The organism is Novosphingobium pokkalii (genome assembly GCF_014652855.1).
GTDB lineage: Bacteria > Pseudomonadota > Alphaproteobacteria > Sphingomonadales > Sphingomonadaceae > Novosphingobium > Novosphingobium pokkalii.
In genome coordinates, this window is record NZ_BMZP01000049.1 from 1 (window position 1) to 2,615 (window position 2,615).

Consider the following 2,615-nt stretch of genomic DNA (forward strand, 5'->3'; position numbering starts at 1 on the left):
AGAATGATGAAATCTTTTGAGGGCGCGCTTATACGTCGTGCCGACGTGCGCTTTTAGGCGTATCCGGTGTGTCGCCATGGCGATCTACCACTTCTCGGCCAAAGTCATTTCGCGCGGTAGCGGCTCGAGCGCCGTGGCTGCTGCTGCCTATCGCTCGGCCGATCGGCTCTATGATGCGCGGCTCGACAGGCACCACGATTTTTCCAACAAGACCGGTGTCGTACACAGCGAAGTCATGCTGCCCGAAGGCGCGCCGGAAGAATGGCGGGACCGGGCGAAGCTGTGGAACGATGTCGAAGCCGTCGAAGTGCGCAAGGACGCGCAACTCGCCCGCGAGATCGAGTTCGCCATTCCGCGTGAGATGACCCAGGCCGATGGCATCGCACTGGCGCGGGACTTTGTGCAAAAGGAATTCGTCGATCGCGGCATGGTGGCCGATCTCAATGTGCACTGGGATGTCGGACCCGACGGCCTCGCCAAGCCCCATGCCCACGTGATGCTGGGCATGCGCGAAGTTGGCGAGAATGGGTTCGGCGCCAAGGTGCGGGACTGGAACCGCACGGAGCTCCTGACCCACTGGCGCGAAGCCTGGGCCGAGCACGTCAACGAACGGCTGGCGCAGCTCGATATCGACGCGCGGATTGATCACCGCAGCTTGGAGGCCCAGGGCATCGACCTTGAACCGCAGAACAAGATCGGCCCGGCCGCTGCGCGCATGGCCCAGGAAGGCCTGGTCCGCGAGCGGCTGGAAGAGCATTTTGCCATTGCCCGGAGCAATGGCGAGAAGATCCTCGACAACCCCGGCATCGCGCTCGATGCCATCACCCACCAACAGGCCACGTTCACTTCGCGCGACCTTGCCACGTTCGTGCACCGGCACAGTGAGGGGAAGGACCAGTTCGACGCCGTGCTGGCGGCGGTACGGAGTTCGCCCGATCTTGTCCGACTGGGTCCTGACGGACGCGGCGAGGAGCGCTTCACTTCGCGCGCGATGCTCGAGACTGAACAGCGGCTGGAGCGCGCGACCATTACGCTGGACGCGCGGAGCCACCATGGCGTCAATGACCGTCACCTGGAACGCGCGCTCGCCCATGCTGAGGGACGCGGCATGGTGCTCTCGCCGGAGCAGCGCGGCGCGTTCGAACATGTTACCGAGGCACGCGGGATCAGCAGTGTCATCGGCTATGCCGGCACCGGCAAGAGCGCGATGCTGGGTGTGGCACGCGACGCATGGGAGTCGGCCGGCTACACCGTCCATGGCGCGGCTCTCTCCGGCATTGCCGCCGAAAACCTAGAAAGCGGCTCTGGCATTGCCTCGCGCACGATCGCCAGTCTGGAGCATCAATGGGGCCAGGATCGCGAACTGCTGACCGACAAATCGATCCTCGTCATCGACGAGGCCGGGATGATCGGCACGCGCCAGATGGAGCGCGTCATCACCGAGGCTGAAAAGCGCGGTGCCAAGGTCGTGCTGGTCGGCGATCCCGAGCAGCTCCAGGCAATTGAAGCCGGCGCCTCGTTCCGCAGTATTGCCGAGCGTCACGGCGCGGTCGAGATCACCACCATCCGCCGCCAATCCGAGGACTGGCAGCGCGATGCCACGCGCCACCTTGCCACCGGCCGCACGGACGAGGCGCTGACGGCCTATGAAGCGGCTGGCCATGTCCATACCGCCGAGACGCGCGAGCAGGCCCGCGAAGACCTGATCGATCGCTGGGATCGAAATCGCATGGCCGATCCCGATGCCAGCCGGATCATCCTCACCCACACCAATGGCGAAGTGCGTGAACTGAACGAAGCGGCGCGCACGCGCATGCGCGCAGCACAGATACTCGGTGAGGATGTCGGCCTGGAGGTGGAACGTGGGCAACGGTCGTTCGCGTCCGGCGACCGCGTGATGTTCCTCAAGAACGAGCGCAGCCTGGAGGTGAAGAACGGCACGCTCGGCACGGTGGAAGACGTGAGCAAGATCGCCATGCGCGTGCGCACCGATGACGGCCGCTCCATTGCCTTCGATCTCAAGGACTATGCCCATATCGATCACGGCTATGCCGCCACCATCCACAAGGCGCAGGGCATGACCGTGGACAGCGTCCATGTGTTGGCAACGCCAGGGCTCGACCGCCATGCCGCCTATGTCGCGCTCTCGCGGCATAGGGACCAAGTCGATCTGCATTACGGCAAGGATGACTTCGCCGATCGCGATCGGCTTGTCCGCGCGCTCAGCCGCGAGCGCGGCAAGGACATGGCATCGGACTATGCCCGCGTGCCCGAGCCTGCGCCCCAAGTGCAGCCCAGGCGCGGCATCTTCGACGGGCTCAAGCTCAAGGTGCCCAACTTCTCTACCGTACCCGAACGGGTGAACTTTGATGGCCACCGCTTCAAGGTCTCCAAGGATCTGCTCCAGCCCGTCGCCCCGTCACCTGCAATCGCTTCAATCCCAACCAGCGCCGAAACCCGCGAGGCGCAACTGCGGCGCGAGCGCATGGAGGCGCTGACACGCCATGCCAAAGCGATCGACGGGATCTACAGCGCACGTGGCCACGGCCGCCAGGAAAGCCCCGAACAGCTTGCCGAGCTCAAGTCTGCGCGCAAGGCGTTCGAGGAGCTGCGCC

1 protein-coding gene is annotated in these 2,615 nt (G+C 64.7%); it reads left to right on the forward strand.

The features are described from left to right. Nucleotides 1-76: 76 nt before the first annotated feature. Nucleotides 77-2,615, forward strand: a 2,539-nt coding sequence (gene traA, locus IE191_RS20865; protein ID WP_191326359.1) for a Ti-type conjugative transfer relaxase TraA, incomplete at its 3' end; no start/stop codon positions are given.